The following is a 26,972-nucleotide window of genomic DNA, read 5'->3' on the forward strand; positions in this document are numbered from 1 at the left end:
CCATGACCTTAAAAGAATTGTTAGTAGGTTTCGGCACCCAGGTTCGTAGTATCTGGATGATCGGCCTGCACGCGTTCGCCAAACGCGAAACGCGAATGTATCCGGAAGAGCCGGTCTATCTGCCGCCCCGTTATCGTGGTCGTATCGTTCTGACTCGCGACCCGGACGGTGAAGAGCGTTGCGTAGCTTGTAACCTCTGCGCGGTAGCCTGCCCGGTCGGCTGTATCTCGCTGCAAAAAGCAGAAACCAAAGATGGTCGCTGGTATCCGGAATTTTTCCGCATCAACTTCTCACGCTGCATTTTCTGTGGTCTGTGCGAAGAAGCTTGTCCGACCACGGCGATTCAGTTAACCCCGGATTTCGAAATGGGGGAATACAAGCGTCAGGATCTGGTTTACGAGAAAGAGGATCTGCTGATCTCCGGTCCGGGCAAATACCCGGAATATAACTTCTACCGGATGGCAGGTATGGCAATCGACGGCAAAGATAAGGGCGAAGCAGAGAACGAAGCCAAGCCTATCGACGTCAAGAGCCTGTTACCGTAAGGAGAGGGGCAATGGAGTTCGCTTTTTATATTTGTGGCCTGATAGCCATACTTGCGACCTTGCGAGTGATCACCCATACCAATCCGGTACACGCACTGCTGTACCTGATTATTTCGCTGCTGGCGATTTCCGGGGTGTTCTTCTCGCTGGGTGCTTACTTCGCCGGTGCGCTGGAAATTATCGTCTACGCGGGTGCCATTATGGTGCTGTTCGTGTTCGTGGTGATGATGCTCAACCTGGGCGGTTCGGAAATCGAACAGGAACGCCAGTGGCTGAAACCGCAGGTGTGGATTGGTCCGGCAATTTTGTCGGCCATCATGCTGGTGGTGATTGTTTACGCCATTCTCGGGGTTAACGATCAGGGTATCGACGGTACGCCAATCAGTGCTAAAGCAGTGGGTATTACGCTGTTCGGGCCTTACGTACTGGCGGTGGAACTGGCTTCTATGCTGCTGCTCGCGGGTCTGGTTGTGGCCTTCCACGTCGGGCGTGAAGATCGCGCGGGCGAGGTACTGAGCAACCGTCCGAATGACAGCGCGAAAAGAAAAACGGAGGAGCACGCATGATCCCCTTACAACATGGACTGATCCTCGCGGCAATCTTATTCGTTCTTGGCTTAACCGGTCTGGTTATCCGTCGCAATCTGCTGTTTATGCTGATTGGTCTGGAAATCATGATTAACGCTTCCGCGCTGGCCTTTGTGGTCGCGGGAAGCTACTGGGGCCAGACCGACGGTCAGGTGATGTACATTCTCGCCATCAGCCTTGCGGCGGCAGAAGCGAGTATCGGCCTTGCGCTGCTGCTGCAACTTCACCGTCGTCGCCAGAACCTGAACATCGATTCAGTAAGTGAGATGCGCGGATGAATATGCTTGCCTTAACCATTATTTTGCCATTGATTGGCTTCGTCCTGCTGGCGTTCTCCCGTGGGCGCTGGTCTGAAAACGTTTCGGCGATCGTGGGTGTCGGCTCTGTGGGCCTGGCGGCGCTGGTAACCGCCTTTATTGGCGTCGACTTCTTCGCTAACGGCGAGCAGGCATACAGCCAGCCGCTGTGGACGTGGATGTCGGTAGGCGACTTCAACATCGGTTTTAACCTGGTGCTGGACGGCCTGTCGCTGACCATGCTCTCGGTGGTCACCGGCGTCGGCTTCCTGATCCACATGTACGCCTCCTGGTATATGCGCGGTGAAGAGGGGTACTCTCGTTTCTTCGCTTACACCAACCTGTTCATTGCCAGCATGGTCGTTCTGGTTCTCGCCGATAACCTGCTGTTGATGTACCTCGGCTGGGAAGGTGTGGGCCTGTGCTCCTATCTGCTGATCGGTTTCTATTACACCGATCCGAAGAATGGCGCAGCGGCAATGAAAGCGTTCGTCGTGACCCGTGTGGGTGACGTGTTCCTTGCTTTCGCGCTGTTCATTCTCTACAACGAACTGGGCACCCTGAACTTCCGCGAAATGGTGGAACTGGCACCGGCGCACTTTGCTGACGGCAATAATATGCTGATGTGGGCGACGCTGATGCTGCTGGGCGGTGCGGTCGGTAAATCTGCGCAGTTGCCGTTGCAGACCTGGCTTGCCGATGCGATGGCTGGCCCGACGCCAGTCTCCGCGTTGATCCACGCCGCAACCATGGTAACTGCGGGTGTCTACCTGATTGCCCGTACCCACGGCCTGTTCCTGATGACGCCGGAAGTTCTGCATCTGGTGGGTATTGTCGGGGCGGTTACGCTGCTGCTGGCCGGTTTTGCCGCGCTGGTACAGACCGACATCAAACGTGTTCTCGCTTACTCCACCATGAGTCAGATTGGCTACATGTTCCTCGCGCTTGGTGTACAGGCATGGGATGCGGCGATTTTCCACTTGATGACCCACGCGTTCTTTAAAGCGCTGCTGTTCCTGGCGTCCGGTTCCGTCATTCTGGCCTGCCATCACGAACAGAACATCTTCAAGATGGGCGGTCTGCGTAAATCTATTCCGCTGGTTTATCTCTGCTTCCTGGTGGGCGGTGCAGCACTGTCGGCACTGCCGCTGGTCACTGCGGGCTTCTTCAGTAAGGATGAGATCCTCGCGGGTGCGATGGCGAATGGTCATATCAATCTGATGGTGGCAGGTCTGGTCGGTGCGTTTATGACCTCGCTCTACACCTTCCGTATGATTTTCATCGTCTTCCACGGAAAAGAACAAATTCACGCTCACGCCGTGAAAGGGGTAACTCACAGCCTGCCGCTGATTGTGCTGCTGATCCTTTCCACCTTCGTTGGCGCACTGATTGTACCGCCGCTGCAGGGCGTGCTTCCGCAAACTACGGAGCTGGCGCACGGCAGCATGTTGACCCTGGAAATTACCTCTGGTGTGGTCGCGGTTGTCGGCATTCTGCTGGCAGCCTGGCTGTGGCTGGGTAAACGCACTCTGGTGACCTCCATTGCCAACAGTGCGCCAGGCCGACTGCTGGGCACCTGGTGGTACAACGCCTGGGGCTTTGACTGGCTGTACGACAAAGTGTTTGTTAAACCGTTCCTGGGTATTGCGTGGCTGCTGAAGCGCGACCCGATGAACGCCATGATGAACATCCCGGCGATCCTCTCGCGCTTTGCAGGTAAAGGCCTGCTGTTAAGCGAGAACGGTTATCTGCGCTGGTATGTGGCATCCATGAGCATCGGTGCGGTGGTTGTGTTGGCGCTGCTGATGGTATTGCGTTGAGTTTGACGAATGCGGTTTTGCCCGGTGGCGCTGCGCTTACCGGGCCTACAGGGTTCCGTAGGTCGGGTAAGCGTTAGCGCCACCCGACACCACAAACCGCACTCAACCGTGAAATTTGTCGAATTCGTTGAAAATCGGTCCTTGATAGGACTTTAACAAGGAATAAAGATCGCCATGTTACTACCCTGGCTAATATTAATTCCCTTTATTGGCGGCTTCCTGTGCTGGCAGACCGAACGCTTTGGCGTCAAGGTGCCGCGCTGGATCGCGCTGATCACCATGGGATTGACGCTGGCACTGTCGCTGCAACTGTGGTTGCAGGGCGGTTATTCACTGACGCAATCTGCCGGAATTCCGCAGTGGCAGTCTGAATTCGACATGCCGTGGATCCCGCGTTTTGGCATCTCTATCCATCTTGCCATTGACGGTCTGTCGCTGCTGATGGTCGTGCTGACCGGGCTGCTCGGTGTGCTGGCGGTACTCTGTTCGTGGAAAGAGATCGAAAAATATCAGGGCTTCTTCCACCTCAACCTGATGTGGATCCTGGGCGGCGTTATCGGCGTGTTCCTTGCCATCGACATGTTCCTGTTCTTCTTCTTCTGGGAAATGATGCTGGTGCCGATGTACTTCCTGATCGCACTGTGGGGGCATAAAGCCTCTGACGGTAAAACGCGTATCACGGCGGCAACCAAGTTCTTCATTTACACCCAGGCGAGTGGTCTGGTGATGTTGATCGCCATCCTGGCGCTGGTTTTTGTTCACTACAATGCGACTGGCGTCTGGACCTTCAACTATGAAGAGCTGCTAAATACGCCAATGTCCAGTGGTGTGGAATACCTGCTGATGCTGGGCTTCTTCATCGCGTTTGCGGTGAAAATGCCGGTGGTTCCGCTGCATGGTTGGCTGCCGGATGCGCACTCCCAGGCACCGACCGCCGGTTCTGTCGACCTCGCGGGGATCTTGTTGAAAACCGCCGCTTACGGTTTGCTGCGTTTCTCCCTGCCGCTGTTCCCGAACGCGTCGGCAGAGTTCGCGCCAATCGCGATGTGGCTGGGGGTTATCGGCATCTTCTACGGTGCGTGGATGGCCTTCGCCCAGACCGATATCAAACGTCTGATCGCCTACACCTCGGTTTCCCACATGGGCTTCGTGCTGATTGCCATCTACACCGGCAGCCAGTTGGCCTACCAGGGGGCGGTTATTCAGATGATTGCGCACGGTTTGTCGGCGGCGGGGCTGTTTATTCTTTGCGGTCAGCTCTATGAACGTATCCACACCCGCGACATGCGCATGATGGGCGGTCTGTGGAGCAAGATAAAATGGCTGCCAGCACTGTCGCTGTTCTTTGCGGTGGCAACGCTTGGGATGCCAGGCACCGGTAACTTCGTTGGTGAATTTATGATTCTGTTCGGCAGCTTCCAGGTTGTCCCGGTGATTACCGTTATTTCTACCTTTGGGCTGGTCTTTGCATCTGTTTATTCGCTGGCGATGTTGCATCGCGCTTACTTCGGTAAAGCGAAAAGCCAGATTGCCAGCCAGGAACTGCCAGGGATGTCGCTGCGTGAGCTGTCTATGATCCTGTTGCTGGTGGTGCTGCTGGTACTGCTGGGCTTCTATCCGCAGCCGATTCTGGATACCTCGCACTCCGCGATTGGCAATATCCAGCAGTGGTTTGTTAACTCCGTTACTACTACAAGGCCGTAAATCGCTCATGACTTTAACTCCACAAAACCTGATCGCACTGCTACCGTTGCTGATCGTCGGCTTGACGGTGGTGGTTGTGATGCTCTCCATTGCGTGGCGACGCAATCATTTCCTCAACGCTACGCTCTCGGTTATTGGGCTTAACGCGGCGCTGGTTTCGCTCTGGTTTGTCGGCCAGGCGGGCGCTATGGATGTTACGCCGCTGATGCGCGTTGATGGTTTCGCCATGCTTTACACCGGGCTGGTATTGTTGGCGAGCCTCGCCACCTGTACTTTCGCCTACCCGTGGCTTGAAGGCTATAACGACAACAAGGACGAGTTCTACCTGTTGGTGTTAATTGCCGCCCTGGGTGGGATCCTGCTGGCGAATGCCAACCATCTGGCGTCTTTGTTCCTCGGTATCGAACTGATCTCTTTGCCGCTGTTTGGCCTGGTCGGTTACGCTTTCCGCCAGAAACGTTCGCTTGAAGCCAGTATCAAATACACTATCCTTTCTGCCGCCGCGTCTTCTTTCCTGCTGTTCGGTATGGCGCTGGTGTATGCGCAGTCTGGCGACCTGTCGTTTGTCGCGCTGGGTAAAAACCTCGGCGACGGTATGCTCAACGAGCCGCTGTTGCTGGCAGGTTTCGGCCTGATGATTGTCGGCCTCGGCTTCAAACTCTCTCTGGTGCCGTTCCACCTGTGGACGCCAGACGTATATCAGGGCGCGCCTGCGCCGGTTTCCACTTTCCTGGCGACGGCGAGCAAAATCGCTATCTTCGGCGTAGTGATGCGTCTGTTCCTTTACGCACCAGTGGGTGACAGCGAAGCGATTCGCGTGGTGCTGGCGATTATCGCCTTTGCCTCTATCATCTTCGGTAACCTGATGGCGCTGAGCCAGACCAACATCAAACGTCTGCTCGGTTACTCATCTATCTCTCACCTCGGCTATCTGCTGGTGGCGCTGATTGCGCTGCAAACTGGCGAGATGTCGATGGAGGCGGTAGGGGTTTACCTGGCCGGTTATCTGTTCAGCAGCCTCGGCGCGTTCGGCGTGGTCAGCCTGATGTCCAGCCCGTATCGTGGCCCGGATGCTGATTCCCTGTTCTCTTACCGCGGTCTGTTCTGGCATCGTCCGATCCTCGCGGCGGTGATGACGGTGATGATGCTGTCTCTGGCCGGTATCCCGATGACGCTGGGCTTTATCGGTAAGTTCTACGTGCTGGCAGTTGGTGTCCAGGCACACTTGTGGTGGCTGGTGGGTGCCGTGGTTGTCGGTTCGGCAATCGGCCTCTACTACTACCTGCGCGTAGCGGTGAGCCTGTATCTGCACGCACCAGAGCAACCGGGTCGCGATGCACCGTCAAACTGGCAGTACAGCGCAGGCGGTATCGTGGTGCTGATCTCTGCACTGTTGGTACTGGTGCTGGGTGTATGGCCACAACCGCTGATTAGCATTGTGCGGTTAGCAATGCCGCTGATGTAATCTGTTAGTTTGTAAGTCAGAAAGCCGCCGACATGTTCGGCGGTTTTTTTATGGTATTTATAAAGAAATTAGAAGAGTTAATCCCACCAACAAATAACTGGATGCATACCCGCAGGGACCTCAACCCATCCATGATTCGTATCTTCTGACCATCCTTCCCAACACTCATCAGGGGCAATTTCTTCTACAAACCAGCTCTGAACTTCTTCTGGTGAAGCAGAAGTGATAACTAAAATACGTTCACTAAAGGGCCAGTCTGGGTCATCGGACATCGTAATCTCTACCAAAACATCACTGACATCGTTACGCTCACGAATTTTCTGTAAATGGTGATAGATAGTTTGCGGAGATTGTTCTGGAGTCACATTGCAACATATCGAACCGACGATATTATTGCCGATAAAAAAATCCTCAAGAGATAACAATGGACGCAGGGTATCAGGATCATTAACATCACCGTTGATATTAACAAGTTGGGTAATGCGTTCTAAAGGTGTCATAATCATTCCTTGAAATAATTCATTCATCAAGTGAATGGTATTGTCTGAATTCATTAACGAATAAATAGAAACAACGCCATACGTCTTATTAGATTCAGGAGTATCATAACATGGACGTTAAGCAGGAAATGCAGTTATACCATTGTTATATATAATATCTTAAATATTTAAAGGCTTATGACATGGAATGGTTAAGTGAAATTCGCAAACTTCGGGAGAGCATATCTGTCGGTATCCAGGCTGCCAGGCGTTTGTTAGAGAAGACTGGTGGTGATGTTGATGAAGCCATTAAGTTGTTTCATATTGACCAAATCAATATATTGACGGCAAAAGTAGACGTCACTCATCAGGAGGCAGAGAATGTTTTGCTGGCGGCAAACTACGATATGGCAGAAGCTCTTCGGCGTATTGATGAACAACGCTATACACTGACGGAATTGATTATACGTAAAAATAAGGATGCCGGAGATGCCTTAAACAAAATAGCATTGGCGATTGAATATGAGTGGGATCTCAAGCGTAAGTATTGGTTTGGTTTTGCAGATATCCAATTATTACCGCCAGTTTTACAAACATTTATGCTGGTTTATGAATGGCATGAATATGTTGGTTGGGAGGGAATGGATTGTGGGATATTTTTTGAAAGTGATCATATTTACCAGCAATTGCAAGCTTTGGGGTTGTTAGAACTCGCCCAAAAAATGGTTACTGCAAGAATCCGATATGATGAGCTAAAAGACAAGGCGGAAAATTTTTACGAAATTACAAAGGATGACATATTCAAAATGCTTATAATACATTGTGACCAACTTGCAAGAGAGGTTGATTCTATATTACTGCAATTTGTGAAGGATAATATTGAGGTTTTCCCACGCCGTCATAACAGACACGAGTTATAAAAAATCGTCCCAAAATTGAACAGGATTTTTATCTGCCTGGTAATTTCCAGGTAATGCCAGGTTAAATTCCGTTTTCATCCAACATGCCAGATCGTTGCCAGTACAGATGATATCGCTGTTATATACTGAATACACGGGATTACCACCAGTATGCAAAGATGTCGCCATATAACGATTCCTGTACAAAGGAATCAAAACCGGGCATTGGTTTGAGATTTTATCAAAATGATCTTTGCGTGAATCTAAATTAAGATTTTTTTCTCCCCATACATCAAGCCAAAAATCGTTTTTCATAACATCGTATAATACACCCTCTATAGGAGTATTGAATCTCTGTTTCACCTCGCGTTCTATTTTTCCTGAGTACAGCGCTTGCCGCCAGTGAATAAAACCTTCCGACGCAGGCAAAGCAGTATGCAAAAATGCTTTAAAATCGAGTGGAAAGCAGAAATTAAAAGTTTGCTCAATGGTAGTAATCTCGGCCTCACTCAAACCTGCATAGAATATAATTCCTTTAGCTCTTAATCTGTCAACCAGGAGGGTGTAGTCTAGTGCCTTGTTCAATTTCATCCCAATAACCTTAAATCCTTATGCTACAGTCTAAAACGAAGTTAAATCATTCGTAAGCTGGATAAAACATTTTAGCATTATATCCAGCTTTTAATACGAATGCTTCATTTAAACTTCTATGCATCAACTTTCCATTGTGCTACCAGCTGAATCACCCAACAATAACCGTCAATGCATGATTCCCTTGCCGTAGGATACGTCTGTACGCGCTAATCAGCTTTTCCATATCAAGCATGATCGAAGCGAAGAGTTGCCCCTCTAACTCTTCTGAAAAGGTCACTCCCGGATAAATCTCCATTTCATTGAGTCGTTTAATGGAAAACTGTTTACGTAGCTCACTTCGGTCCAGTGATTCCAGGCGGTCGATTGTCGCGCCTAACTCCTGATTCCAGGTTAACCCCAGAAAGCCATCTATACCATCTTCGAGGCTGTGTTCACCAAGCACTGCACGACTCAGCGGATCATTCTTTGCGGGATCAAAAGCAGAGGTGCCTGTCAGGCCAAAGTGTAAAAAATCCCAGCGTTTATCAATATCCAGTCGGCGTAATCCTGAAAGCGTGTCATGTATATTATCCATCAAAGGTTTTTCAGTAGACTCAAGCAGTTGATTAATCTTTTTTGAGTCAATTTCTGCAAAATAGCCAATCATGCCCATTTATTACTTCTCCGTTGAATTTCATTTTTCGCATCTTAAAACAGACGAGGGAAAATAAAATACGTATGTTGCTTTTTCTGGAGCCGCCTCGAGAAATTTTTATTATTTACTGTTGTATAACAAGGTGATAACGCCATCCACCACCTGAGCCATTTTCTGATAATTCAATCTGTCTGCGGTATCACCGGGCAAGTGGTATTGTTTATTACGATAAAAAGCGGTGTCAGTAATCATTATGGCGGAAATATCATGTTGCCAATAATTAAGGTGGTCAGAGAAATCAATGCCGGGAATAAATCCTGGAGCATTCATAGAATAAACAGATAAATCCCGGGATGACATCAATGCTGCTTTTGCCTGACGAACGGCGTTGATATCCTGCATTCTGCCGACCACGGCAATAAAGTCTCCCCGATCGGGATAAAGCCAGGACATGGCCGGGGATGGGTAATCCTGGCTTCCAGGCGCAGAGTCGTAATAGCCAATCATTTCCAGAGAAATCATTAATTGTACTGGGCGGGTAAGCGAAGCTGCATGTACCGCGCTCCCCATTTCATCGCTACGAAAGAAGGGCGGTTCTTCCGACGCATAGGCGACCAGCTGCACGCCTGTTTTCGGTACTTGCTGATGTAACAAACGTGCCAGTTCGAGTAATCCTGCCACACCGCTGGCGTTATCATCCGCGCCCGGCGTATAGGTCAATTGATCGTTTTCATAACTGCTGGCAGAGTCATAATGCGCACCAATAATAATCAGCGGTCCATCGGCAGGACCATAATCAGCAACAATGTTTTTGTAGGGGCCACCTGTAATGGGGACATCCTGCGAGGTAACTCTGGCACCGCTACTGACAAAGACCTCTTTTATATACTCTGCGGACCTATTCAGATTATCAATATTGTCGGCACTACGTGGATGCACAGTTTGTGTAAGATAACGAACTGTTTTTTCTAATTGCTCAGGACTTGCGTGTCGGGGCGTTGGCGGTAATGCATTCACCCAGGGTTGGTAAAAAATAATCAGAGGGAGTGAAAACAGAAATAATATAATAAAAGCAAAATTTATTTTTTTTTCATATGCAAATTATTAATGGGTTGCGTTGTCGAATCATTATTTGTTATGAATTTCGAGATTGTATTTTATTAAGATTAGCAGGATTATACAAAGAGTATATTTTATGTATGGGCCCTGAGTTTATTTAAAAGGATTTTATATGCGAAATAAAAATATAATCATGTTACTTATAAGTAGTTTGATTTTGTCAGGATGTGGGCCGGAACCTGAGGATAAGGAAAGTCAGCAACAACAACCCAGTACCCCCTCAGACCAGCAAGTGCTTGTCGCGCAACAAGCTGCAATAAAAGAGGTAGAGCAAAGCGCAGCCGCCGCTAAAGCTGCTGCAGACGCGAAAGCCTTAGCCCAGCAAGAAGTGCAACAATATTCAGATAAACAGACTTTGCAGGGGAGATTGCAGGAAGCGCCAACATTTGCACGAGCGGCTAAAGCAAACACTACACATATCGCAAATCCAGGAACCGCTCGCTACCAGCAGTTCGATGATAATCCGGTTAAGCAGGTAGCGCAAAACCCACTCGTGACGTTTAGCCTTGACGTCGACACCGGCAGTTATGCGAATGTGCGGCGTTTCCTTAATCAAGGGCTGTTACCTCCGCCAGACGCTGTGCGGGTGGAGGAGATAGTCAATTATTTCCCGTCTGACTGGGATATCAAAGACAAACAATCTATTCCGGCCTCTAAGCCAATACCTTTCGCTATGCGCTACGAATTGGCACCTGCACCCTGGAATGAACAGCGAACATTGCTGAAAATTGATATCCTGGCGAAAGATCGCAAAAGTGAAGAGTTACCAGCTTCTAATCTGGTCTTTCTTATCGACACGTCTGGTTCAATGATTTCTGATGAACGTTTGCCACTTATCCAGTCTTCGTTGAAATTATTGGTCAAAGAACTTCGTGAGCAGGATAACATTGCCATCGTGACCTACGCTGGCGACTCTCGTATTGCGTTGCCTTCTATCTCCGGTAGTCACAAGGCAGAAATTAATGCTGCAATTGATTCGCTGGATGCAGAAGGCAGTACCAATGGCGGTGCCGGGCTGGAGATGGCTTATCAGCAGGCAGCGAAGGGGTTTATTAAAGGTGGTATCAATCGCATTTTATTGGCCACTGACGGTGACTTTAACGTTGGCATTGACGATCCAAAATCGATTGAATCAATGGTCAAAAAACAGCGTGAGTCCGGTGTTACTCTGTCGACGCTTGGCGTGGGGGATAGCAATTATAACGAGGCAATGATGGTGAGAATTGCCGATGTTGGTAACGGCAACTATAGCTACATTGATACCCTCTCAGAGGCGCAGAAAGTGTTGAACAGTGAAATGCGGCAGACGTTGATTACCGTAGCAAAAGATGTCAAAGCGCAAATTGAGTTTAACCCCGCGTGGGTAACGGAATACCGTCAGATAGGTTATGAAAAGCGCCAACTTAGGGCAGAGGATTTTAATAACGACAACGTTGATGCGGGTGATATTGGCGCAGGTAAACATATAACATTGTTATTTGAATTAACGCTGAAAGGGCAAAAAGCATCAATTGATAAGTTACGCTATGCCCCGGATAACAAATCAGCGAAATCGGACAAAACAAAAGAACTTGCCTGGTTAAAGATTCGTTGGAAATACCCGCAGGGAAAAGAAAGTCAGTTAGTTGAATTCCCGTTGGCATTCGCAATAAAGGCACCTTCAGAAGATATGCGTTTTCGCGCAGCAGTGGCTGCATATGGGCAAAAGTTACGCGGTTCTGAATACCTGAATAATACCTCCTGGCAGCAGATCAAACAGTGGGCTCAGAAGGCAAAAGGGGAAGATCCACAGGGTTACAGAGCGGAATTTATTCGCCTGATTGGACTGGCGAAAGATCTGGACAATTCACAAAACTAAAAATGATAATTCTGTTTGCCTGATATCGACATCAAACGTATCCGGCAAACAGATGAAAAAATGTCAAATAAGTGCGTTGGTATCATTAAATTAATCAGCCAACTAACCACCTCTTTTGACTTAAATGCTAAACACTGCGAAATCATTCGCCAGTTCGGTCGCCGGGAAAATTGACCGGCATTCACGTAACAGGTGCTGACAACCTTTGTCATCATAACGCGAGCTGACGTGGGTAATAATTAGCTTTCCGACTCCGGCCTCACGGGCCAGTGTCGCAGCCTGGCGTGTAGAGCTGTGGCCGCGACTATTGGCTTTGGCTTCCATGGTTATATCCAGCGTTGCTTCATGCACCATGACATCGACACCTTTAGCCAGGTCGATTGCGGCATCGCAGGGACTGGTATCGCCGAAAATAGCGAGTGCTTTACCTGGCGTTGGTGCGGCTAAGTAATCTGCGCCGTTAATCTGCCTGCCGTCTTCCAGCGTGATTGTTTTGCCTGCTTTTAATTCCTGAAACAGCGGGCCAGACGGCACGCCAGCAGCTTTTAATGCCCGGGCATCTAATGCACCTGGTTTATCATGCTCTTCAATACGATAGCCATAACATTCTAATGGGTGTTCCATCGGATAAGCGGTCACTTTGCGCAGGCCGTCATCAAGAATTTCGCCAGCGATAATTTCGACAATTTCCAGCGGATAATCGGTCCACGAGCCGCTAATTCGCAGCGCGGTCTCCACAAATTCACGGACACCTTGCGGACCATAAATCGTTAAGGGCTGCACAATGCCTGACATGGAACGACTGCACAGCAAGCCGGGTAAACCAAAGAGATGATCGCCATGAAGGTGACTGATAAAAATCTTGTTCAGTTTTCCAGGGTTAAAGGCGGTATGCAGGAGCTGATGCTGGGTGCCTTCACCGCAGTCAAACAACCAAAGTCCGCTCTGGGTAGGATGTTGCAGGTTAAGCAATATTGCTGTGACATTACGCGTACGCGTTGGCACACCGGCCGAAGTACCTAAAAAAATTAATTCCATGAGTTCATCACGTTTCAAAAAATATTCCGGCTAGTATAAGGCATACATCTAAAAGGAGAGCATTATGATTGAATGGCAAGATCTGCATCACGCTGAATTATCGGTTTCCCAGCTTTATGCCTTATTACAACTGCGTTGCGCAGTGTTTGTTGTCGAGCAGAATTGCCCTTATCAGGATATCGATGGTGATGATTTGACGGGAGATAATCGCCATATTCTCGGTTGGAAAAATAATGAACTGGTGGCGTATGCGAGGATTCTGAAAAGTGATGATGATCTTGCGCCGGTCGTTATTGCTCGGGTGATTGTCAGTGAAGCGTTGCGTGGCCAAAAAGTGGGGCAACAGCTGATGAGTAAAACACTCGAAACATGTGCGCATCACTGGCCTGATAAGCCTGTTTACCTCGGGGCGCAGGCGCATCTGCAAAACTTCTACCAGAGTTTTGGCTTTATCCCAGTGACGGAGGTCTATGAAGAAGATGGTATCCCACACATTGGGATGGCACGCGAGGTAATTCAGGCGTAATCAATAACCCTTGTCTATAGTTAGTGACAGGTTTTACGCAAATGGAGAACGAGAATGTCTAATCAGTTTGGTGATACACGTATCGATGATGACCTGACGCTGCTTAGTGAAACACTGGAAGAGGTGCTCCGCTCCTCTGGCGATCCCGCCGATCAGAAATATGTTGAGCTGAAAGCGCGTGCAGAAAAAGCGCTGGATGATGTGAAAAAACGGGTTAGCCAGGCTTCAGACAGTTATTACTATCGGGCGAAGCAGGCCGTTTATCGTGCTGATGACTACGTCCACGAAAAGCCCTGGCAAGGAATTGGCGTGGGCGCTGCTGTTGGGCTGGTATTAGGACTGTTGCTGGCACGCCGCTAAAACCTCATTACACCGGGGTACTGCATTTTTGTTGTAGTACCCCGTATAATGTGAGGCTTTTAACAGGGAGAGGTCTGCGTGCAATCACTTACTACGGCGCTGGAAAGTCTACTGCGCCATTTGTCGCAAGAGATTCCGGCGACACCCGGCATTCGGGTTATCGATATTCCTTTCCCTCTCAAAGACGCTTTTGATGCCTTAAGCTGGCTGGCCAGTCAGCGGGCGTATCCGCAATTCTACTGGCAACAGCGTAATGGTGATGAAGAAGCTGCTGTCCTGGGCGCGATTACCTGTTTTACATCGTTGGACCAGGCGCAACGTTTTCTTCGTCAGCACCCGGAACACGCCGACTTACGCATCTGGGGGCTAAATGCGTTTGACCCGTCGCAGGGCCATTTACTTTTACCACGCCTGGAATGGCGACGCTGTGGCGGTAAAGCCACACTGCGGCTGACGCTATTCAGCGAAAGCTCCCTTGAGCACGATGCGATCAAGGCAAAAGAATTTATCGCCACACTGGTGAATATTAAACCCTTGCCTGGGTTACATTTAACCACTACGCGAGAACAACACTGGCCGGACAAAACGGGCTGGACGCAATTAATCGAACTGGCCACGAAAACCATCGCCGAAGGTGAGCTCGACAAAGTGGTTCTTGCCCGGGCAACTGACCTGCATTTCGCAAGTCCAGTCAATGCGGCGGCGATGATGGCGGCCAGTCGCCGGCTCAATCTGAACTGCTACCATTTTTACATGGCCTTTGATGGCGAAAATGCTTTTCTTGGCTCTTCACCGGAACGGTTATGGCGGCGGCGTGACAAAGCGCTGCGTACTGAAGCGCTGGCGGGAACGGTAGCAAATCATCCTGATGATAAGCAGGCGCGGCAGTTGGGTGAGTGGCTGATGGCAGATGATAAAAACCAGCGCGAGAACATGCTGGTGGTGGAAGATATCTGCCAACGATTACAGGCCGATACCCAGACACTGGATGTTTTACCGCCGCAGGTACTGCGTCTGCGTAAAGTGCAGCATCTTCGCCGCTGTATCTGGACTTCACTCAACAAAGCGGATGATGTGATCTGTCTACATCAGTTGCAGCCAACGGCAGCCGTTGCTGGCTTACCGCGCGATCTGGCGCGACAGTTTATCGCCCGTCACGAACTGTTCACCCGAGAATGGTACGCCGGTTCTGCGGGCTATCTCTCATTACAACAAAGCGAATTCTGCGTTTCCCTGCGCTCAGCAAAAATCAGCGGCAATGTCGTGCGATTATATGCTGGCGCGGGCATTCTCCGTGGCTCCGACCCCGAGCAAGAGTGGCAGGAAATCGACAACAAAGCGGCAGGACTGCGGACTTTATTACAAATGGAATAGTAATGAGTCGCATCATTACCGATTCATATCAATAATCTATTTTTGTAGCTCCTTATACTTAGCCGCAATATTGATACCGGACAAACTCATGTCAGTAAGCGCATTTAACCGACGCTGGGCGGCGGTCATTCTGGAAGCATTAACGCGTCACGGCGTCAGACACGTCTGCATCGCCCCTGGCTCGCGTTCTACCCCGTTAACGTTAGCGGCGGCAGAGAATTCTGCATTCATTCACCATACCCATTTTGATGAGCGTGGACTGGGGCATCTGGCGCTGGGGCTGGCGAAAGTCAGCAAGCAGCCGGTGGCGGTGATTGTGACCTCCGGTACGGCGGTGGCGAATCTCTATCCGGCACTGATTGAAGCGGGGTTAACCGGAGAAAAACTGATCCTGTTAACCGCCGATCGCCCGCCTGAGCTCATTGACTGCGGCGCGAATCAGGCGATTCGTCAGCCGGGAATGTTTGCTACTCATCCTGCGTATAGCATTTCACTGCCGCGTCCGACTCAGGATATTCCTGCTCGTTGGCTGGTTTCTACTATCGACCACGCTTTAGGTACGCTGCATGCGGGTGGGGTGCATATTAACTGCCCGTTTGCTGAACCGTTGTATGGTGAGATGGACGACACCGGGCTTAGCTGGCAACAAGGTCTGGGCGACTGGTGGCAGGACGACAAACCGTGGCTGCGTGAAGCGCCTCGTCTGGAAAGTGAAAAACAGCGCGACTGGTTCTTCTGGCGGCAAAAGCGCGGCGTGGTGGTTGCCGGGCGTATGAGCGCGGAAGAGGGCAAAAAAGTGGCCCAGTGGGCGCAAACTCTTGGCTGGCCGCTGATTGGTGACGTGCTGTCGCAAACCGGGCAGCCGCTGCCGTGTGCCGATCTCTGGTTAGGCAATGCCAAAGCGGTGAGTGAATTACAGCAGGCACAAATTGTGGTGCAACTGGGTAGCAGCCTGACCGGCAAACGGCTCCTGCAATGGCAGGTGAGCTGTGAACCAGAAGAGTACTGGATTGTTGATGACATCGAAGGGCGACTTGATCCAGCGCACCATCGTGGGCGTCGCTTGGTTGCCAATATTGCCGACTGGCTGGAGCTGCATCCGGCAGAAAAACGCCAGCCCTGGTGCGTTGAAATCCCGCGCCTGGCTGAACAGGCAATGCAGGCTGTTGTTGCCCGTCGCGATGCTTTTGGCGAAGCGCAACTGGCGCACCGTATCAACAGCTACTTGCCGGAACAGGGGCAACTGTTTGTAGGCAACAGCCTGGTGGTGCGTTTGATTGATGCGCTTTCGCAACTTCCGGCGGGTTACCCGGTGTATAGCAACCGTGGGGCCAGCGGAATTGACGGGCTACTCTCGACTGCCGCAGGCGTTCAGCGGGCCAGTGGTAAACCAACGCTGGCGATTGTGGGCGATCTCTCCGCACTTTACGACCTGAACGCGCTGGCGTTATTGCGCCAGGTTTCCGCGCCGTTGGTATTAATTGTGGTGAACAACAACGGTGGACAAATTTTCTCGCTGTTGCCAACGCCGAAAAGCGAGCGCGAGCGTTTCTATCTGATGCCGCAAAACGTCCATTTTGAGCACGCCGCAGCGATGTTCGAGCTGAAATATCATCGTCCGCAAAACTGGCAGGAACTTGAAACAGCACTTGCCGATGCCTGGCGTACTCCGACCACCACGGTGATTGAAATGGTGGTTAATGACACCGATGGTGCGCAAACCCTCCAGCAACTGCTGGCGCAGGTAAGCCATTTATGATCCTGCACGCGCAGGCCAAACACGGCAAACCAGGTTTACCCTGGCTGGTGTTTTTGCACGGTTTTTCCGGCGATAGCTATGAATGGCAAGAAGTGGGTGAGGTGTTTGCAGACTACTCGCGGTTGTATGTTGATCTCCCTGGTCACGGTAGTTCGGCGGCAATCAGCGTCGATGGATTTGATGATGTCACTAACTTACTGCGTAAAACCCTAGTTAGTTACAACATACTTAACTTCTGGCTGGTGGGGTACTCGCTCGGTGGACGGGTGGCGATGATGGCGGCTTGTCAGGGGATACCAGGGCTTTGTGGCGTTATTGTCGAAGGTGGGCATCCTGGGTTGCAAAGTGCTGAAAAACGTGCGGAACGCCAGCTTTCCGATCGCCGCTGGGCGCAGCGTTTTCGCACAGAACCGTTAACGGCAGTATTTACCGACTGGTATCACCAGCCTGTTTTTGCCTCGCTCAATGACGAACAACGTCGGGAGCTGGTGGCGCTGCGTAGCCACAATAACGGCGTAACGCTTGCCGCCATGCTGGAGGCCACTTCTCTCGCCGTCCAGCCCGATTTACGTGCTAACCTTAGCGCCCGCACATTTGCGTTTTATTATTTATGTGGTGAACGTGACAGCAAATTCCGCGCTCTGGCGGTGGAACTGGCTGCCGACTGCCATGTCATTCCTCGCGCCGGACACAACGCGCACCGGGAAAATCCCGCTGGCGTAATCGCAAGTCTGGCGCAGATCTTGCGTTTCTGACTAAAGGACACACTATGATTTATCCTGATGAAGCAATGCTTTACGCACCGGTTGAATGGAACGATTGCTCCGAAGGTTTCGAGGACATTCGTTATGAAAAATCCACCGACGGTATCGCAAAAATCACCATTAATCGTCCGCAGGTGCGCAATGCCTTCCGTCCTCTGACGGTAAAAGAGATGATCCAGGCACTGGCAGATGCGCGTTATGACGACAACATCGGCGCGATCATTCTGACTGGCGCAGGCGATAAAGCGTTCTGCTCCGGCGGTGACCAGAAGGTGCGTGGTGATTACGGCGGCTATAAAGATGATTCCGGCGTACATCACCTGAACGTGCTGGATTTCCAGCGTCAGATCCGTACCTGCCCGAAACCTGTCGTCGCGATGGTGGCTGGCTACTCCATCGGCGGCGGTCACGTTCTGCACATGATGTGCGACCTGACCATCGCGGCAGATAATGCCATCTTCGGTCAGACAGGCCCGAAAGTCGGTTCCTTCGACGGCGGCTGGGGCGCTTCCTACATGGCTCGCATTGTCGGGCAGAAAAAAGCGCGTGAAATCTGGTTCCTGTGCCGTCAGTACGACGCGAAACAGGCGCTGGATATGGGCCTTGTGAACACCGTGGTACCGCTGGCAGATCTGGAAAAAGAAACCGTCCGTTGGTGTCGCGAAATGCTGCAAAACAGCCCGATGGCGCTGCGCTGCCTGAAAGCTGCACTGAACGCCGACTGTGACGGTCAGGCGGGTTTGCAGGAGTTGGCGGGCAACGCCACCATGCTGTTCTACATGACGGAAGAAGGTCAGGAAGGTCGCAACGCTTTCAACCAGAAACGTCAGCCTGACTTCAGCAAATTCAAACGGAATCCGTAATGCGTAGCGCGCAGGTATACCGCTGGCAGATCCCCATGGACGCGGGGGTGGTTCTGCGCGACAGGCGGTTAAAAACCCGCGACGGGCTGTACATTTGCCTGCGTGAGGGCGAGCGCGAAGGGTGGGGGGAGATCTCCCCACTGCCAGGCTTCAGTCAGGAAACCTGGGAAGAGGCGCAAAGTGTGCTGCTTGCCTGGGTAAATAACTGGCTGGCAGGCAATTGCGAGCTACCGCAGATGCCTTCCGTCGCCTTTGGCGTAAGCTGTGCATTGGCAGAGTTGGCAGACACGCTCCCGCAGGCGGCCAATTACCGTGCTGCGCCGCTGTGTAATGGCGATCCTGACGATCTGATCCTCAAACTTGCCGATATGCCTGGCGAGAAAGTGGCGAAGGTCAAAGTGGGATTGTACGAAGCCGTGCGCGACGGCATGGTGGTTAATCTGTTGCTGGAGGCAATTCCGGATCTGCATTTGCGTCTTGACGCGAATCGCGCCTGGACGCCGCTGAAAGGCCAGCAGTTTGCCAAATACGTTAACCCGGATTATCGCGACCGCATCGCGTTTCTCGAAGAACCGTGCAAAACCCGCGATGATTCGCGTGCGTTTGCCCGTGAAACCGGCATTGCCATTGCCTGGGATGAAAGCTTGCGCGAGCCGGATTTTGCCTTTGTGGCTGAAGAGGGCGTGCGCGCGGTGGTGATCAAACCCACGCTCACGGGCAGCCTGGATAAAGTACGTGAGCAGGTGCAGGCGGCGCACGCGCTGGGGCTGACGGCGGTGATCAGTTCTTCCATTGAGTCGAGCTTAGGCCTAACGCAACTGGCACGGATTGCTGCCTGGTTAACGCCAGAGACTATTCCAGGGCTGGACACGCTGGATCTGATGCAGGCGCAGCAGGTTCGTCGCTGGCCGGGAAGCCCGCTACCATTCGTGGACATTGATGCACTGGAGCGGCTGTTATGATCTTCTCTGACTGGCCGTGGCGTCACTGGCGGCAAGTGCGGGGAGAAGCCATCGCCTTACGTCTTAATGATGAGCAACTCAACTGGCGCGAGCTTTGTGCTCGCGTCGATGAATTAGCCTCAGGTTTTTCGGCGCAGGGTGTGGCTGAGGGCTGCGGCGTGATGTTGCGGGCGTGGAATACGCCGCAAACGCTGCTGGCCTGGCTGGCGTTACTGCAATGCGGGGCGCGGGTGCTGCCCGTAAACCCTCAGCTGCCGCAACCGTTGCTTGAAGAATTGCTGCCCAGTCTTATGCTGCACTTTACGCTGGTGCCGGAAGGGGATAACACGTTTCCGGCGTTAACGTCGCTGCACATTCAGCTGGTTGAAGGCGCACATGCAGCAGTGTGGCAGCCGACGCGTCTGTGCTCAATGACGTTGACCTCTGGTTCCACCGGGTTACCGAAAGCCGCTGTTCATACTTATCAGGCTCATCTTGCCAGTGCCGAAGGGGTATTATCGCTGATTCCATTTGGTGAGCGCGATGACTGGTTGCTCTCTTTGCCGCTGTTTCACGTCTCCGGTCAGGGAATTATGTGGCGCTGGTTATACGCTGGTGCACGGATGGCGGTACGTGATAAACAGCCATTGGAGCAAATGCTGGCAGGCTGTACTCACGCTTCACTGGTGCCGACGCAGCTCTGGCGTTTGCTGGTTAATCGCAGTTCAGTTTCCCTGAAAGCGGTGTTACTTGGCGGCGCGGCTATCCCGGTCGAGTTGACGGAACAGGCGCGCGAGCAGGGTATTCGTTGCTTTTGCGGCTATGGTCTGACCGAGTTTGCCTCCACGGTTTGTGCGAAAGAAGCCGACGGTCTGGCAGACGTCGGTTTACCTTTGCCCGGCCGGGAAGTGAAAATCGTTAACGATGAAGTGTGGCTGCGGGCTGCCAGCATGGCAGAAGGTTACTGGCGTAACGGACAACTGGTTCCACTGGTTAATGACGAAGGCTGGTACGCTACGCGCGATCGCGGCGAGATGCATAACGGTAAACTGGCCATTGTCGGGCGCTTAGATAATCTGTTCTTCAGTGGCGGTGAGGGTATTCAGCCGGAAGAAGTCGAGCGTGTTATTGCTGCACATCCTGCGGTTTTGCAGGTGTTTATCGTCCCCGTTGCCGACAAGGAGTTTGGCCATCGACCAGTAGCGGTGGTGGAGTATGACCAGCAAAGCGTTGATCTTAGCGAATGGGTGAAAGATAAGCTGGCCCGTTTTCAACAACCGGTGCGTTGGCTGACGTTACCATCAGAACTGAAAAACGGCGGTATTAAAATTTCACGTCAGGCGCTAAAAGAGTGGGTGCAACGCCAGCAATAATTAACTTTCTTTTTACTTCTCATTTTTGCCATTCCATTGCCGTCGATAAAGAGTTTATCTGTTAATATGTAAATTGATGTGAAAACTCTTAGCAAACAGGATAATGCAATGGAATGGCTGGTCAAAAAATCGTGCAGTGATAAACAAAATAACAGACATGTACTTATGCTCTGTGATGCTGGCGGTGCGATAAAAATGATCGCCGAAGTGAAGAGTGACTTCGCCGTGAAAGTCGGGGATTTACTCTCGCCTTTGCAGAATGCGCTTTACTGTATTAATCGTGAAAAGCTGCACACGGTGAAAGTCCTCTCGGCAAGCAGTTATAGCTCCGATGAGTGGGAACGACAATGTAAAGCGGCAGGGAAAACTCAGTAACGTTGTTTTGTCGTGGGCAGGAAAATCAGCATCAACCCGCTCATAATACAGGCTACTCCCAGTAGTGCCTTCAGTGAAAAAGTCCCTTCCCAGCCGGGAAGTACCATTGAGGTAATCTATACCAGCACATAGCTCATACTGAGCAAAGCATAGGCTTTGTTTAGCGCAAGTTTATGTAGCGTTTTATACCAACAAAAAACGGAAAGCAGATAACCCAGCAGCCCAAGTAACAGTATCCGGGCATCCAGGCCAGGACAAGCCAGCGCCAGTCCCCAGGGGAGAACCGTCAGTACGCAACTGATAACCGCCAGCCAGCCGTAAATATAGCCCGGAGTTAATAACTGCAACGAGTTCCTCCACGCCCATTGCTGGTCGCGAACAAGGCAAAAGTTCTGACATTGTTTTTCCTTCTGCCATTGAATACCTGTCCACTTATATTTGCTATAAAGAGTGTTGTTTATATTTTGTCATTTGGAGCGAAATTCTAAGGATAGAATATTAACTTAACCTTAAGGAATTAACATTAGACGTAAATATTATTTTTTTTATGTTTTTTCTTATTTAGGCTTTGCATTTGGCAAAATTTTGAGGCATTTTGCGGGCATCGTAGGATTTTTAATATTACACAAACTGCTAATTACCGCCAGAAATGTCGCTCAATTTCACGGTAATTGTCTGGTTGCGCTTGTCTATAGGTGGAGTTTACGTGTTAGCTTTTTGCCGCTCTTCGTTGAAGTCAAAAAAATATATCATCATTTTACTGGCGCTCGCTGCAATTGCCGGACTGGGTACTCATGCCGCCTGGAGTAGCAATGGTTTGCCACGAATCGACAATAAAACACTGGCCAGGCTGGCACAGCAGCACCAGGTTGTCGTTTTGTTTCGCCATGCTGAACGTTGCGATCGTTCAACCAATCAATGCTTGTCAGATAAAACAGGCATTACGGTCAAAGGTACTCATGATGCCCGTGAGATGGGCAACGCTTTTAGCGCTGGTATCCCTGATTTCGATCTTTATTCCAGTAATACCGTCCGGACCATTCAGTCGGCGACCTGGTTTTCAGCGGGTAAAAAGCTGACGGTAGATAAACGACTTCTTCAATGCGGTAATGAGATTTATAGTGCAATTAAAGAATTACAAAGCAAAGCGCCTGATAAAAATATCGTTATTTTCACCCATAATCATTGCCTGACATATATTGCGAAAGATAAGCGTGATGTGACATTTAAACCTGATTATCTGGATGGTTTAGTCATGCATGTGGAAAAAGGCAACGTTTATCTGGATGGGGAATTCGTTAAGCACTGATTTTTCAATCTGACAGCCAGTCATGGCTGCCATCACTGTTACAGAAGACCTTTCAAACGTAACGTTTTTCGGGTGGCGACATTCAAATCATAGTGCGCCAGATCTTCAGGTTTTACCCACGCGTAGTCCTGAAACTCTTCGTTTATTTTCACTTCCCGGTTGGCAGAAACACAGTCAAAGATCAGGTAAATCATATAAATCTCTTCCTTGCGACCATCTGCATACATCTTGGTGCGAATATCATCGCTGAAGGTCCACGGCATGATTTCTGTCAAAAGCAGTTGTTCTCCCAGTTCTTCGCGAATTTCGCGGCGTAGTGCCTCTTCAATTCGCTCGCCAGGCTCCACGCCGCCACCCGAAAGCGCCCATTGACCGGGGAAAACGCCGCGATCGTCGGCCATTTTACACAGCAAATAAGCACCATCATTTTGAATCAAAGGGCATACAATAGTCCGTTGTCGCACAGGGGTAATCCTTATAAATAGAAAGAAACCATGAGAATACGGCAACTCAGAAATATGTGAAAGTGACAGTAATCTCTTTTGCGATGATAACTGCACTGATTATTATTTTGTGCACATCGGTAAAGTATGTTTATTTTTTCGGCGTTTAATTATTTAAGAAGTATTTAGTTACAATAAGTGACTAGATCCCTTTTTTCGCTCATTGAATCCTCTGTGCCAGGCAGTACAATCCCGCAGCTTTGGGAATTTTGATTAACTGCTTGTGGGAAAGGGGAAAATGAAAAAAATTGTACTAGCAGGTTTGGCTGGAATGCTGTTGGTTTCTGCATCGGTCAATGCAATGAGCATCAGCGGTCAGGCGGGTAAAGAATACACCAATATTGGTGTTGGTTTTGGTACTGAATCGACGGGCCTGGCGTTAAGCGGTAACTGGACACATAACGACGACGACGGTGACGTCGCGGGCGTGGGGCTGGGGTTGAATCTGCCTCTTGGGCCGTTAATGGCGACCGTTGGAGGAAAAGGTGTTTACACCAACCCGAATTACGGTGATGAGGGTTATGCCGCAGCGGTTGGAGGTGGTTTGCAGTGGAAAATTGGCAACAGCTTCCGTTTGTTTGGCGAGTATTACTACTCTCCGGATTCGCTCTCCAGCGGTATTCAAAGTTATGAGGAAGCGAATGCTGGCGCGCGTTACACCATTATGCGTCCCGTTAGTATTGAGGCGGGTTATCGCTACCTGAACCTGTCGGGTAAAGACGGTAACCGCGACAACGCCGTGGCTGACGGCCCGTATGTTGGGGTTAACGCCAGTTTCTGATACCTTCCGGCGCGGCATTCTGTCGCGCCATTCACTTTCTTACTACGCCTTATCTCCCTTTGCGTTATAGTGATTCGATAACAAATGCAGGAGATAACCATGTTACAAGTGGAAATGTTATCCACCGGGGATGAAGTGTTACACGGGCAAATCGTTGACACTAACGCTGCCTGGCTGGCCGATTTTTTCTTTCATCAGGGATTGCCATTATCTCGTCGCAATACGGTGGGTGATAACCTCGATGACTTAGTGACCATTCTTCGTGAACGTAGCCAGCACGCCGATGTGCTGATCGTAAACGGCGGGCTGGGGCCGACCAGTGATGATTTAAGCGCACTCGCCGCTGCGACAGCAAAAGGTGAAGGCCTGGTGCTGCATGAAGCCTGGCTCAAAGAGATGGAACGCTATTTCCACGAACGTGGACGGGTAATGGCACCGAGCAACCGTAAACAAGCGGAGCTACCTGCCAGTGCTGAATTTATCAATAACCCGGTTGGCACCGCTTGTGGTTTTGCCGTGCAGCTTAATCGTTGCCTGATGTTCTTTACCCCCGGCGTACCGTCGGAATTTAAGGTGATGGTCGAGCACGAAATCCTGCCACGCCTGCGCGAGCGTTTTTCTTTACCGCAGCCGCCGGTTTGTCTGCGTTTGACTACCTTTGGTCGTTCGGAAAGCGATCTGGCACAAAGCCTGGACACTCTGCAACTGCCGCCGGGCGTAACAATGGGTTATCGCTCTTCTATGCCGATTATCGAACTGAAACTCACCGGGCCAGCAAGCGAGCAACAGGCGATGGAAGAACTGTGGCTGGACGTTAAACGTGTTGCCGGACAGAGCGTGATTTTCGAAGGCACCGAAGGACTGCCCGCGCAGATCTGCCGCGAATTGCAAAACCGCCAGTTCAGCCTGACGTTGAGCGAGCAATTCACCGGTGGTTTATTGGCTTTGCAACTTTCCCGCGCAGGTGCTCCATTGCTGGCGTGTGAAGTGGTTCCTTCACAGGAAGAAACCCTGGCGCAAACTGCACACTGGATTACAGAACGGCGGGCCAATCATTTTGCCGGGCTGGCACTGGCTGTTTCTGGTTTCGAGAACGAACATCTCAACTTTGCGTTAGCCACGCCAGACGGCACTTTCGCTCTGCGTGTTCGTTTTAGCAATACGCGTTACAGCCTGGCTATCCGTCAGGAAGTGTGCGCAATGATGGCACTGAATATGCTGCGCCGTTGGTTAAACGGCCAGGACATCGCCAGTGAGCATGGCTGGATTGAGGTTGTTGAGTCCATGGTCTTATCCGTCTGATTCAGTCACTCTGTGCCGGTTTACTGCACCGGCACATTCCCCCTCCTGCAAAATTTGTCCAACCTGTTGTACTCAATAAGAAAAAAGCCGTGCGCTGATTCACAAATTTGTGCGTAATTTCTCCAGCCTGTTGGACGAGGCGCGGGATTTGATGTGCTTCACAATTTTACTCCCCCTGAGCAATGATACTGATTTCAGTATTTAAGACTGGAGTCCAGTATGTTGGAATCAAGCAAAGTTCCCGCCCTGACACGGGCTATTGATATTCTCAATTTGATTGCCCGCATCCCCATCTGGCAAAAGAGATGGGCTTTATCGGTGGCAAAATGCCGACGCACTGGGGGCCACATAATGGAGATGCGAGGATCCGCAAAGACACCGCTATAGCCGCGGATATGCATGAAAAATGCGGTGAGGATTTCTGGTTGATGCTCGACTGCTGGATGAGTCAGGAGGTGAACTACGCCATCAAACTGGCCCACGCTTGCGCGCCCTATCACCTGAAATGGATCGAAGAGTGCCTGCCGCCACAGCAGTCATATTCATAAATCAGTATTTGATAAACCCGGTTTTGGCGTCGAACTCAATCGTGACTGCAATTTGAAACGCCCCTACAGCCACTAATCACACCGGGCGCTGTTGGCGTTGACACGATGCTCTACAGCGATGCCCTGGATCAACGACTGGCGATGTTTAAATCAGGCAAAAATGGGCCACGTATAAAAGGAAGTTATTAGTATCAAAGGCCCATGGGGATTGCCTGTGGGCCTGTGTTAATTAGTGGTTATTCGCTGCCAGATCGGCTTCGCTTAGCTGGGTGGCTGCGAGTACCAGGTCACGATCAATGCCCTGTTCCAGCATGCGCAGAGCAATTTTAATGGCTTGTTCATGCATGCCTTCCTGCAAACCTTCCAATTTACCTTCTTGCCAGCCAATTTGGTGTCCTTCCTGCCGTAGCCGTTCAGCAATCGTCATCAATCTCTCCTTTTGTAGTGGTGAACGTTCGGCTATCTCCTCAATAAAGCGGGTGAAACGGGAGGTATCGCCGCATTGCAGCAGATAATTAAACAGCGTTTGTACCTGGCTGTCATTAGTGAAGCCCCTAACCAAAAGCGTGGTGATCCTGTCGACCATGCCGATTAAATCGCGGTCGCGAATATGCTTTTGAATCAGTTCCAGCAGAGCTATACGCCGATGTTGCATGATCTCATCGTCAGGCACGATGGTGATATCAACCAACGGAAAAGCCTCGGTGTACAACTGCCGGGCAAGTTGCGGATCGTCAAACTCATCCAGCCAGTTGAGTGAGTACGGGTAGGGCGAGGTTTCGCCATGATAAAACAGCAACGGTACCACCAGCGGGACTCTGTCATGGCCTTTGTCCAGGTGACGCTGCATGGCGGCGGTGGCATAGCGCATTAGCCGAAAAGCCATATTCTTTTCTGCGGAGCTTTGATGTTCAATCACGCAGTAGATATAGCCGTCACCGTCGCTGGTTTCCACCGACCACAAAACATCCGAGTAGTAAGCGCGTAAACTTTTTTCAATAAAGCTGGTGGGTTCCAGGCGTAAGGTTTGCAAGTCGCAAAGCTTACGCAGCGGCTCTGGTAGATGTATTTCGAGAAAATCCCGTGCGGTTTCGGATGAGAACATAAAGGTTTTAAATACCGCATCATGCGGGGAGGAGGTTGTTGATTCGGTCAT

27 protein-coding genes and 5 pseudogenes are annotated in these 26,972 nt (G+C 50.8%); 23 read left to right on the forward strand and 9 right to left on the reverse strand.

What is annotated here, in order from left to right; all coding sequences use genetic code 11:
* The first annotated feature begins 2 nt into the window (after positions 1–2).
* From nuoI to nuoN, 6 genes are all read left to right on the forward strand, one after another.
* The gene (nuoI, locus tag A7090_RS09025; RefSeq protein ID WP_000172749.1) at positions 3–545 is read left to right on the forward strand and encodes an NADH-quinone oxidoreductase subunit NuoI; all 543 of its coding nucleotides are present in this window, start codon (positions 3–5) and stop codon (positions 543–545) included.
* A gap of 11 nt (positions 546–556) precedes the next feature.
* A complete protein-coding gene (gene nuoJ, locus A7090_RS09030; RefSeq protein WP_105273763.1) occupies positions 557–1,111 on the forward strand; it encodes an NADH-quinone oxidoreductase subunit J in 555 nt (184 codons plus the stop codon).
* On the forward strand, positions 1,108–1,410 hold the full coding sequence (nuoK, locus tag A7090_RS09035; protein WP_000612644.1) for an NADH-quinone oxidoreductase subunit NuoK: 303 nt from the start codon (positions 1,108–1,110) through the stop codon (positions 1,408–1,410). The genes nuoJ and nuoK overlap by 4 nt, the downstream gene beginning before the upstream one ends.
* Positions 1,407–3,248 (forward strand): NADH-quinone oxidoreductase subunit L, encoded by a 1,842-nt coding sequence (nuoL, locus tag A7090_RS09040; RefSeq protein WP_105273764.1) that lies wholly within the window; start codon positions 1,407–1,409, stop codon positions 3,246–3,248. The genes nuoK and nuoL overlap by 4 nt, the downstream gene beginning before the upstream one ends.
* Positions 3,249–3,422: 174 nt before the next feature.
* A complete protein-coding gene (nuoM, locus tag A7090_RS09045) occupies positions 3,423–4,952 on the forward strand; it encodes an NADH-quinone oxidoreductase subunit M (protein WP_105273765.1) in 1,530 nt (509 codons plus the stop codon).
* A gap of 7 nt (positions 4,953–4,959) precedes the next feature.
* Positions 4,960–6,417 (forward strand): NADH-quinone oxidoreductase subunit NuoN, encoded by a 1,458-nt coding sequence (gene nuoN / locus A7090_RS09050; RefSeq protein WP_105273766.1) that lies wholly within the window; start codon positions 4,960–4,962, stop codon positions 6,415–6,417.
* A gap of 77 nt (positions 6,418–6,494) precedes the next feature.
* Here the strand turns inward: nuoN and A7090_RS09055 are convergent, their stop codons facing one another.
* Positions 6,495–6,917 carry a hypothetical protein gene (locus tag A7090_RS09055; RefSeq protein ID WP_105273767.1) on the reverse strand — a complete coding sequence of 141 codons (423 nt, stop codon included), beginning with the start codon at positions 6,915–6,917 and terminating at the stop codon, positions 6,495–6,497.
* 182 nt (positions 6,918–7,099) lie between these two features.
* Here A7090_RS09055 and A7090_RS09060 point away from each other — a divergent pair, with 182 nt between their 5' ends.
* Positions 7,100–7,816, forward strand: coding sequence for a hypothetical protein (locus A7090_RS09060; RefSeq protein WP_105273768.1), 717 nt, complete (start codon positions 7,100–7,102; stop codon positions 7,814–7,816).
* Here the strand turns inward: A7090_RS09060 and A7090_RS09065 are convergent.
* The 3 genes from A7090_RS09065 to A7090_RS09075 form a co-directional block, all read right to left on the reverse strand.
* Positions 7,811–8,386 (reverse strand): hypothetical protein, encoded by a 576-nt coding sequence (locus A7090_RS09065; RefSeq protein WP_105273769.1) that lies wholly within the window; start codon positions 8,384–8,386, stop codon positions 7,811–7,813. The genes A7090_RS09060 and A7090_RS09065 overlap by 6 nt on opposite strands.
* Before the next feature lie 151 nt (positions 8,387–8,537).
* Positions 8,538–9,041, reverse strand: coding sequence for a YfbM family protein (locus A7090_RS09070; protein ID WP_105273770.1), 504 nt, complete (start codon positions 9,039–9,041; stop codon positions 8,538–8,540).
* Positions 9,042–9,143: 102 nt separating this feature from the next.
* On the reverse strand, positions 9,144–10,106 hold the full coding sequence (locus tag A7090_RS09075; RefSeq protein WP_105273771.1) for a M28 family metallopeptidase: 963 nt from the start codon (positions 10,104–10,106) through the stop codon (positions 9,144–9,146).
* A 148-nt stretch (positions 10,107–10,254) separates the two neighbouring features.
* Here A7090_RS09075 and A7090_RS09080 point away from each other — a divergent pair, with 148 nt between their 5' ends.
* Positions 10,255–12,000, forward strand: coding sequence for a vWA domain-containing protein (locus tag A7090_RS09080; protein ID WP_105273772.1), 1,746 nt, complete (start codon positions 10,255–10,257; stop codon positions 11,998–12,000).
* Between the two features lie 120 nt (positions 12,001–12,120).
* Here A7090_RS09080 and rbn read toward each other — a convergent pair whose 3' ends face one another.
* The gene (gene rbn, locus A7090_RS09085; protein ID WP_105273813.1) at positions 12,121–13,038 is read right to left on the reverse strand and encodes a ribonuclease BN; all 918 of its coding nucleotides are present in this window, start codon (positions 13,036–13,038) and stop codon (positions 12,121–12,123) included.
* 64 nt (positions 13,039–13,102) lie between these two features.
* Here rbn and A7090_RS09090 point away from each other — a divergent pair, with 64 nt between their 5' ends.
* From A7090_RS09090 to pmrD, 9 genes are all read left to right on the forward strand, one after another.
* A complete protein-coding gene (locus A7090_RS09090) occupies positions 13,103–13,564 on the forward strand; it encodes a GNAT family N-acetyltransferase (protein WP_105273773.1) in 462 nt (153 codons plus the stop codon).
* 54 nt (positions 13,565–13,618) lie between these two features.
* Positions 13,619–13,924, forward strand: a complete 306-nt coding sequence (gene elaB / locus A7090_RS09095; RefSeq protein WP_000070621.1) for a stress response protein ElaB — start codon at positions 13,619–13,621, stop codon at positions 13,922–13,924.
* Between the two features lie 78 nt (positions 13,925–14,002).
* The gene (menF, locus tag A7090_RS09100; protein WP_105273774.1) at positions 14,003–15,298 is read left to right on the forward strand and encodes an isochorismate synthase MenF; all 1,296 of its coding nucleotides are present in this window, start codon (positions 14,003–14,005) and stop codon (positions 15,296–15,298) included.
* An 88-nt stretch (positions 15,299–15,386) separates the two neighbouring features.
* A complete protein-coding gene (menD, locus tag A7090_RS09105) occupies positions 15,387–17,057 on the forward strand; it encodes a 2-succinyl-5-enolpyruvyl-6-hydroxy-3-cyclohexene-1-carboxylic-acid synthase (RefSeq protein WP_105273775.1) in 1,671 nt (556 codons plus the stop codon).
* Positions 17,054–17,812, forward strand: a complete 759-nt coding sequence (menH, locus tag A7090_RS09110; RefSeq protein ID WP_105273776.1) for a 2-succinyl-6-hydroxy-2,4-cyclohexadiene-1-carboxylate synthase — start codon at positions 17,054–17,056, stop codon at positions 17,810–17,812. The genes menD and menH overlap by 4 nt, the downstream gene beginning before the upstream one ends.
* A gap of 14 nt (positions 17,813–17,826) precedes the next feature.
* Entirely contained in the window at positions 17,827–18,684 is an 858-nt protein-coding gene (menB, locus tag A7090_RS09115; protein WP_105273777.1) for a 1,4-dihydroxy-2-naphthoyl-CoA synthase, read from the forward strand.
* Positions 18,684–19,646: an o-succinylbenzoate synthase gene (gene menC, locus A7090_RS09120; protein ID WP_105273778.1), complete on the forward strand. Its 963-nt coding sequence runs from the start codon at positions 18,684–18,686 to the stop codon at positions 19,644–19,646. Before menB ends, menC begins: the two co-directional genes overlap by 1 nt.
* Positions 19,643–20,998 carry an o-succinylbenzoate--CoA ligase gene (menE, locus tag A7090_RS09125; protein WP_105273779.1) on the forward strand — a complete coding sequence of 452 codons (1,356 nt, stop codon included), beginning with the start codon at positions 19,643–19,645 and terminating at the stop codon, positions 20,996–20,998. Before menC ends, menE begins: the two co-directional genes overlap by 4 nt.
* Before the next feature lie 108 nt (positions 20,999–21,106).
* The gene (gene pmrD / locus A7090_RS09130) at positions 21,107–21,373 is read left to right on the forward strand and encodes a signal transduction protein PmrD (RefSeq protein ID WP_105273814.1); all 267 of its coding nucleotides are present in this window, start codon (positions 21,107–21,109) and stop codon (positions 21,371–21,373) included.
* On the opposite strand, the pseudogene arnF reads toward pmrD, so the two are convergent.
* Both arnF and A7090_RS27240 read right to left on the reverse strand, forming a co-directional pair.
* Positions 21,367–21,639: pseudogene (gene arnF, locus A7090_RS26160) on the reverse strand (4-amino-4-deoxy-L-arabinose-phosphoundecaprenol flippase subunit ArnF); the annotation flags it as partial. The gene pmrD and the pseudogene arnF sit on opposite strands and share 7 nt — an antisense overlap.
* A pseudogene (locus A7090_RS27240) lies at positions 21,631–21,699 on the reverse strand (hypothetical protein); the annotation flags it as partial. The pseudogenes A7090_RS27240 and arnF, both read right to left, overlap by 9 nt.
* 380 nt (positions 21,700–22,079) lie before the next feature.
* On the opposite strand from A7090_RS27240, the gene ais reads away from it, so the two are divergent.
* Positions 22,080–22,682, forward strand: coding sequence for a lipopolysaccharide core heptose(II)-phosphate phosphatase Ais (ais, locus tag A7090_RS09145; RefSeq protein ID WP_105273781.1), 603 nt, complete (start codon positions 22,080–22,082; stop codon positions 22,680–22,682).
* 38 nt (positions 22,683–22,720) lie between these two features.
* Here ais and nudI read toward each other — a convergent pair whose 3' ends face one another.
* On the reverse strand, positions 22,721–23,146 hold the full coding sequence (nudI, locus tag A7090_RS09150) for a nucleoside triphosphatase NudI (protein ID WP_105273782.1): 426 nt from the start codon (positions 23,144–23,146) through the stop codon (positions 22,721–22,723).
* A gap of 277 nt (positions 23,147–23,423) precedes the next feature.
* On the opposite strand from nudI, the gene A7090_RS09155 reads away from it, so the two are divergent.
* The 5 genes and pseudogenes from A7090_RS09155 to A7090_RS26290 all read left to right on the forward strand — a co-directional run.
* Positions 23,424–23,966: a YfaZ family outer membrane protein gene (locus A7090_RS09155; protein WP_075826943.1), complete on the forward strand. Its 543-nt coding sequence runs from the start codon at positions 23,424–23,426 to the stop codon at positions 23,964–23,966.
* A 99-nt stretch (positions 23,967–24,065) separates the two neighbouring features.
* On the forward strand, positions 24,066–25,268 hold the full coding sequence (locus A7090_RS09160) for a nicotinamide mononucleotide deamidase-related protein YfaY (protein WP_105273783.1): 1,203 nt from the start codon (positions 24,066–24,068) through the stop codon (positions 25,266–25,268).
* Positions 25,269–25,487: 219 nt separating this feature from the next.
* Positions 25,488–25,556: pseudogene (locus A7090_RS26500) on the forward strand (hypothetical protein); the annotation flags it as partial.
* Positions 25,556–25,804, forward strand: a pseudogene (locus tag A7090_RS09165) (enolase C-terminal domain-like protein); the annotation flags it as partial. The pseudogenes A7090_RS26500 and A7090_RS09165, both read left to right, overlap by 1 nt.
* Before the next feature lie 99 nt (positions 25,805–25,903).
* Positions 25,904–26,005: pseudogene (locus tag A7090_RS26290) on the forward strand (2-keto-3-deoxy-L-rhamnonate aldolase); the annotation flags it as partial.
* Between the two features lie 40 nt (positions 26,006–26,045).
* Here the strand turns inward: A7090_RS26290 and A7090_RS09170 are convergent.
* Positions 26,046–26,972 (reverse strand): ISNCY family transposase, encoded by a 927-nt coding sequence (locus A7090_RS09170; protein ID WP_105273784.1) that lies wholly within the window; start codon positions 26,970–26,972, stop codon positions 26,046–26,048.

It is taken from the genome of Escherichia sp. MOD1-EC7003, from assembly GCF_002965065.1.
GTDB lineage: Bacteria > Pseudomonadota > Gammaproteobacteria > Enterobacterales > Enterobacteriaceae > Escherichia.

What these genes read in the sequence shown, in the direction of transcription:
- nuoI (WP_000172749.1), top strand. Translation starts at nt 3, where the DNA reads ATGACCTTAAAAGAATTGTTAGTAGGTTTCGGCACCCAGGTTCGTAGT.
- nuoJ (WP_105273763.1), top strand. Translation starts at nt 557, where the DNA reads ATGGAGTTCGCTTTTTATATTTGTGGCCTGATAGCCATACTTGCGACC.
- nuoK (WP_000612644.1), top strand. Translation starts at nt 1,108, where the DNA reads ATGATCCCCTTACAACATGGACTGATCCTCGCGGCAATCTTATTCGTT.
- nuoL (WP_105273764.1), top strand. Translation starts at nt 1,407, where the DNA reads ATGAATATGCTTGCCTTAACCATTATTTTGCCATTGATTGGCTTCGTC.
- nuoM (WP_105273765.1), top strand. Translation starts at nt 3,423, where the DNA reads ATGTTACTACCCTGGCTAATATTAATTCCCTTTATTGGCGGCTTCCTG.
- nuoN (WP_105273766.1), top strand. Translation starts at nt 4,960, where the DNA reads ATGACTTTAACTCCACAAAACCTGATCGCACTGCTACCGTTGCTGATC.
- A7090_RS09055 (WP_105273767.1), bottom strand. Translation starts at nt 6,917, where the DNA reads ATGACACCTTTAGAACGCATTACCCAACTTGTTAATATCAACGGTGAT.
- A7090_RS09060 (WP_105273768.1), top strand. Translation starts at nt 7,100, where the DNA reads ATGGAATGGTTAAGTGAAATTCGCAAACTTCGGGAGAGCATATCTGTC.
- A7090_RS09065 (WP_105273769.1), bottom strand. Translation starts at nt 8,386, where the DNA reads ATGAAATTGAACAAGGCACTAGACTACACCCTCCTGGTTGACAGATTA.
- A7090_RS09070 (WP_105273770.1), bottom strand. Translation starts at nt 9,041, where the DNA reads ATGGGCATGATTGGCTATTTTGCAGAAATTGACTCAAAAAAGATTAAT.
- A7090_RS09080 (WP_105273772.1), top strand. Translation starts at nt 10,255, where the DNA reads ATGCGAAATAAAAATATAATCATGTTACTTATAAGTAGTTTGATTTTG.
- rbn (WP_105273813.1), bottom strand. Translation starts at nt 13,038, where the DNA reads ATGGAATTAATTTTTTTAGGTACTTCGGCCGGTGTGCCAACGCGTACG.
- A7090_RS09090 (WP_105273773.1), top strand. Translation starts at nt 13,103, where the DNA reads ATGATTGAATGGCAAGATCTGCATCACGCTGAATTATCGGTTTCCCAG.
- elaB (WP_000070621.1), top strand. Translation starts at nt 13,619, where the DNA reads ATGTCTAATCAGTTTGGTGATACACGTATCGATGATGACCTGACGCTG.
- menD (WP_105273775.1), top strand. Translation starts at nt 15,387, where the DNA reads ATGTCAGTAAGCGCATTTAACCGACGCTGGGCGGCGGTCATTCTGGAA.
- menH (WP_105273776.1), top strand. Translation starts at nt 17,054, where the DNA reads ATGATCCTGCACGCGCAGGCCAAACACGGCAAACCAGGTTTACCCTGG.
- menB (WP_105273777.1), top strand. Translation starts at nt 17,827, where the DNA reads ATGATTTATCCTGATGAAGCAATGCTTTACGCACCGGTTGAATGGAAC.
- menC (WP_105273778.1), top strand. Translation starts at nt 18,684, where the DNA reads ATGCGTAGCGCGCAGGTATACCGCTGGCAGATCCCCATGGACGCGGGG.
- menE (WP_105273779.1), top strand. Translation starts at nt 19,643, where the DNA reads ATGATCTTCTCTGACTGGCCGTGGCGTCACTGGCGGCAAGTGCGGGGA.
- pmrD (WP_105273814.1), top strand. Translation starts at nt 21,107, where the DNA reads ATGGAATGGCTGGTCAAAAAATCGTGCAGTGATAAACAAAATAACAGA.
- A7090_RS09155 (WP_075826943.1), top strand. Translation starts at nt 23,424, where the DNA reads ATGAAAAAAATTGTACTAGCAGGTTTGGCTGGAATGCTGTTGGTTTCT.
- A7090_RS09160 (WP_105273783.1), top strand. Translation starts at nt 24,066, where the DNA reads ATGTTACAAGTGGAAATGTTATCCACCGGGGATGAAGTGTTACACGGG.
- A7090_RS09170 (WP_105273784.1), bottom strand. Translation starts at nt 26,972, where the DNA reads ATGACCGAATCAACAACCTCCTCCCCGCATGATGCGGTATTTAAAACC.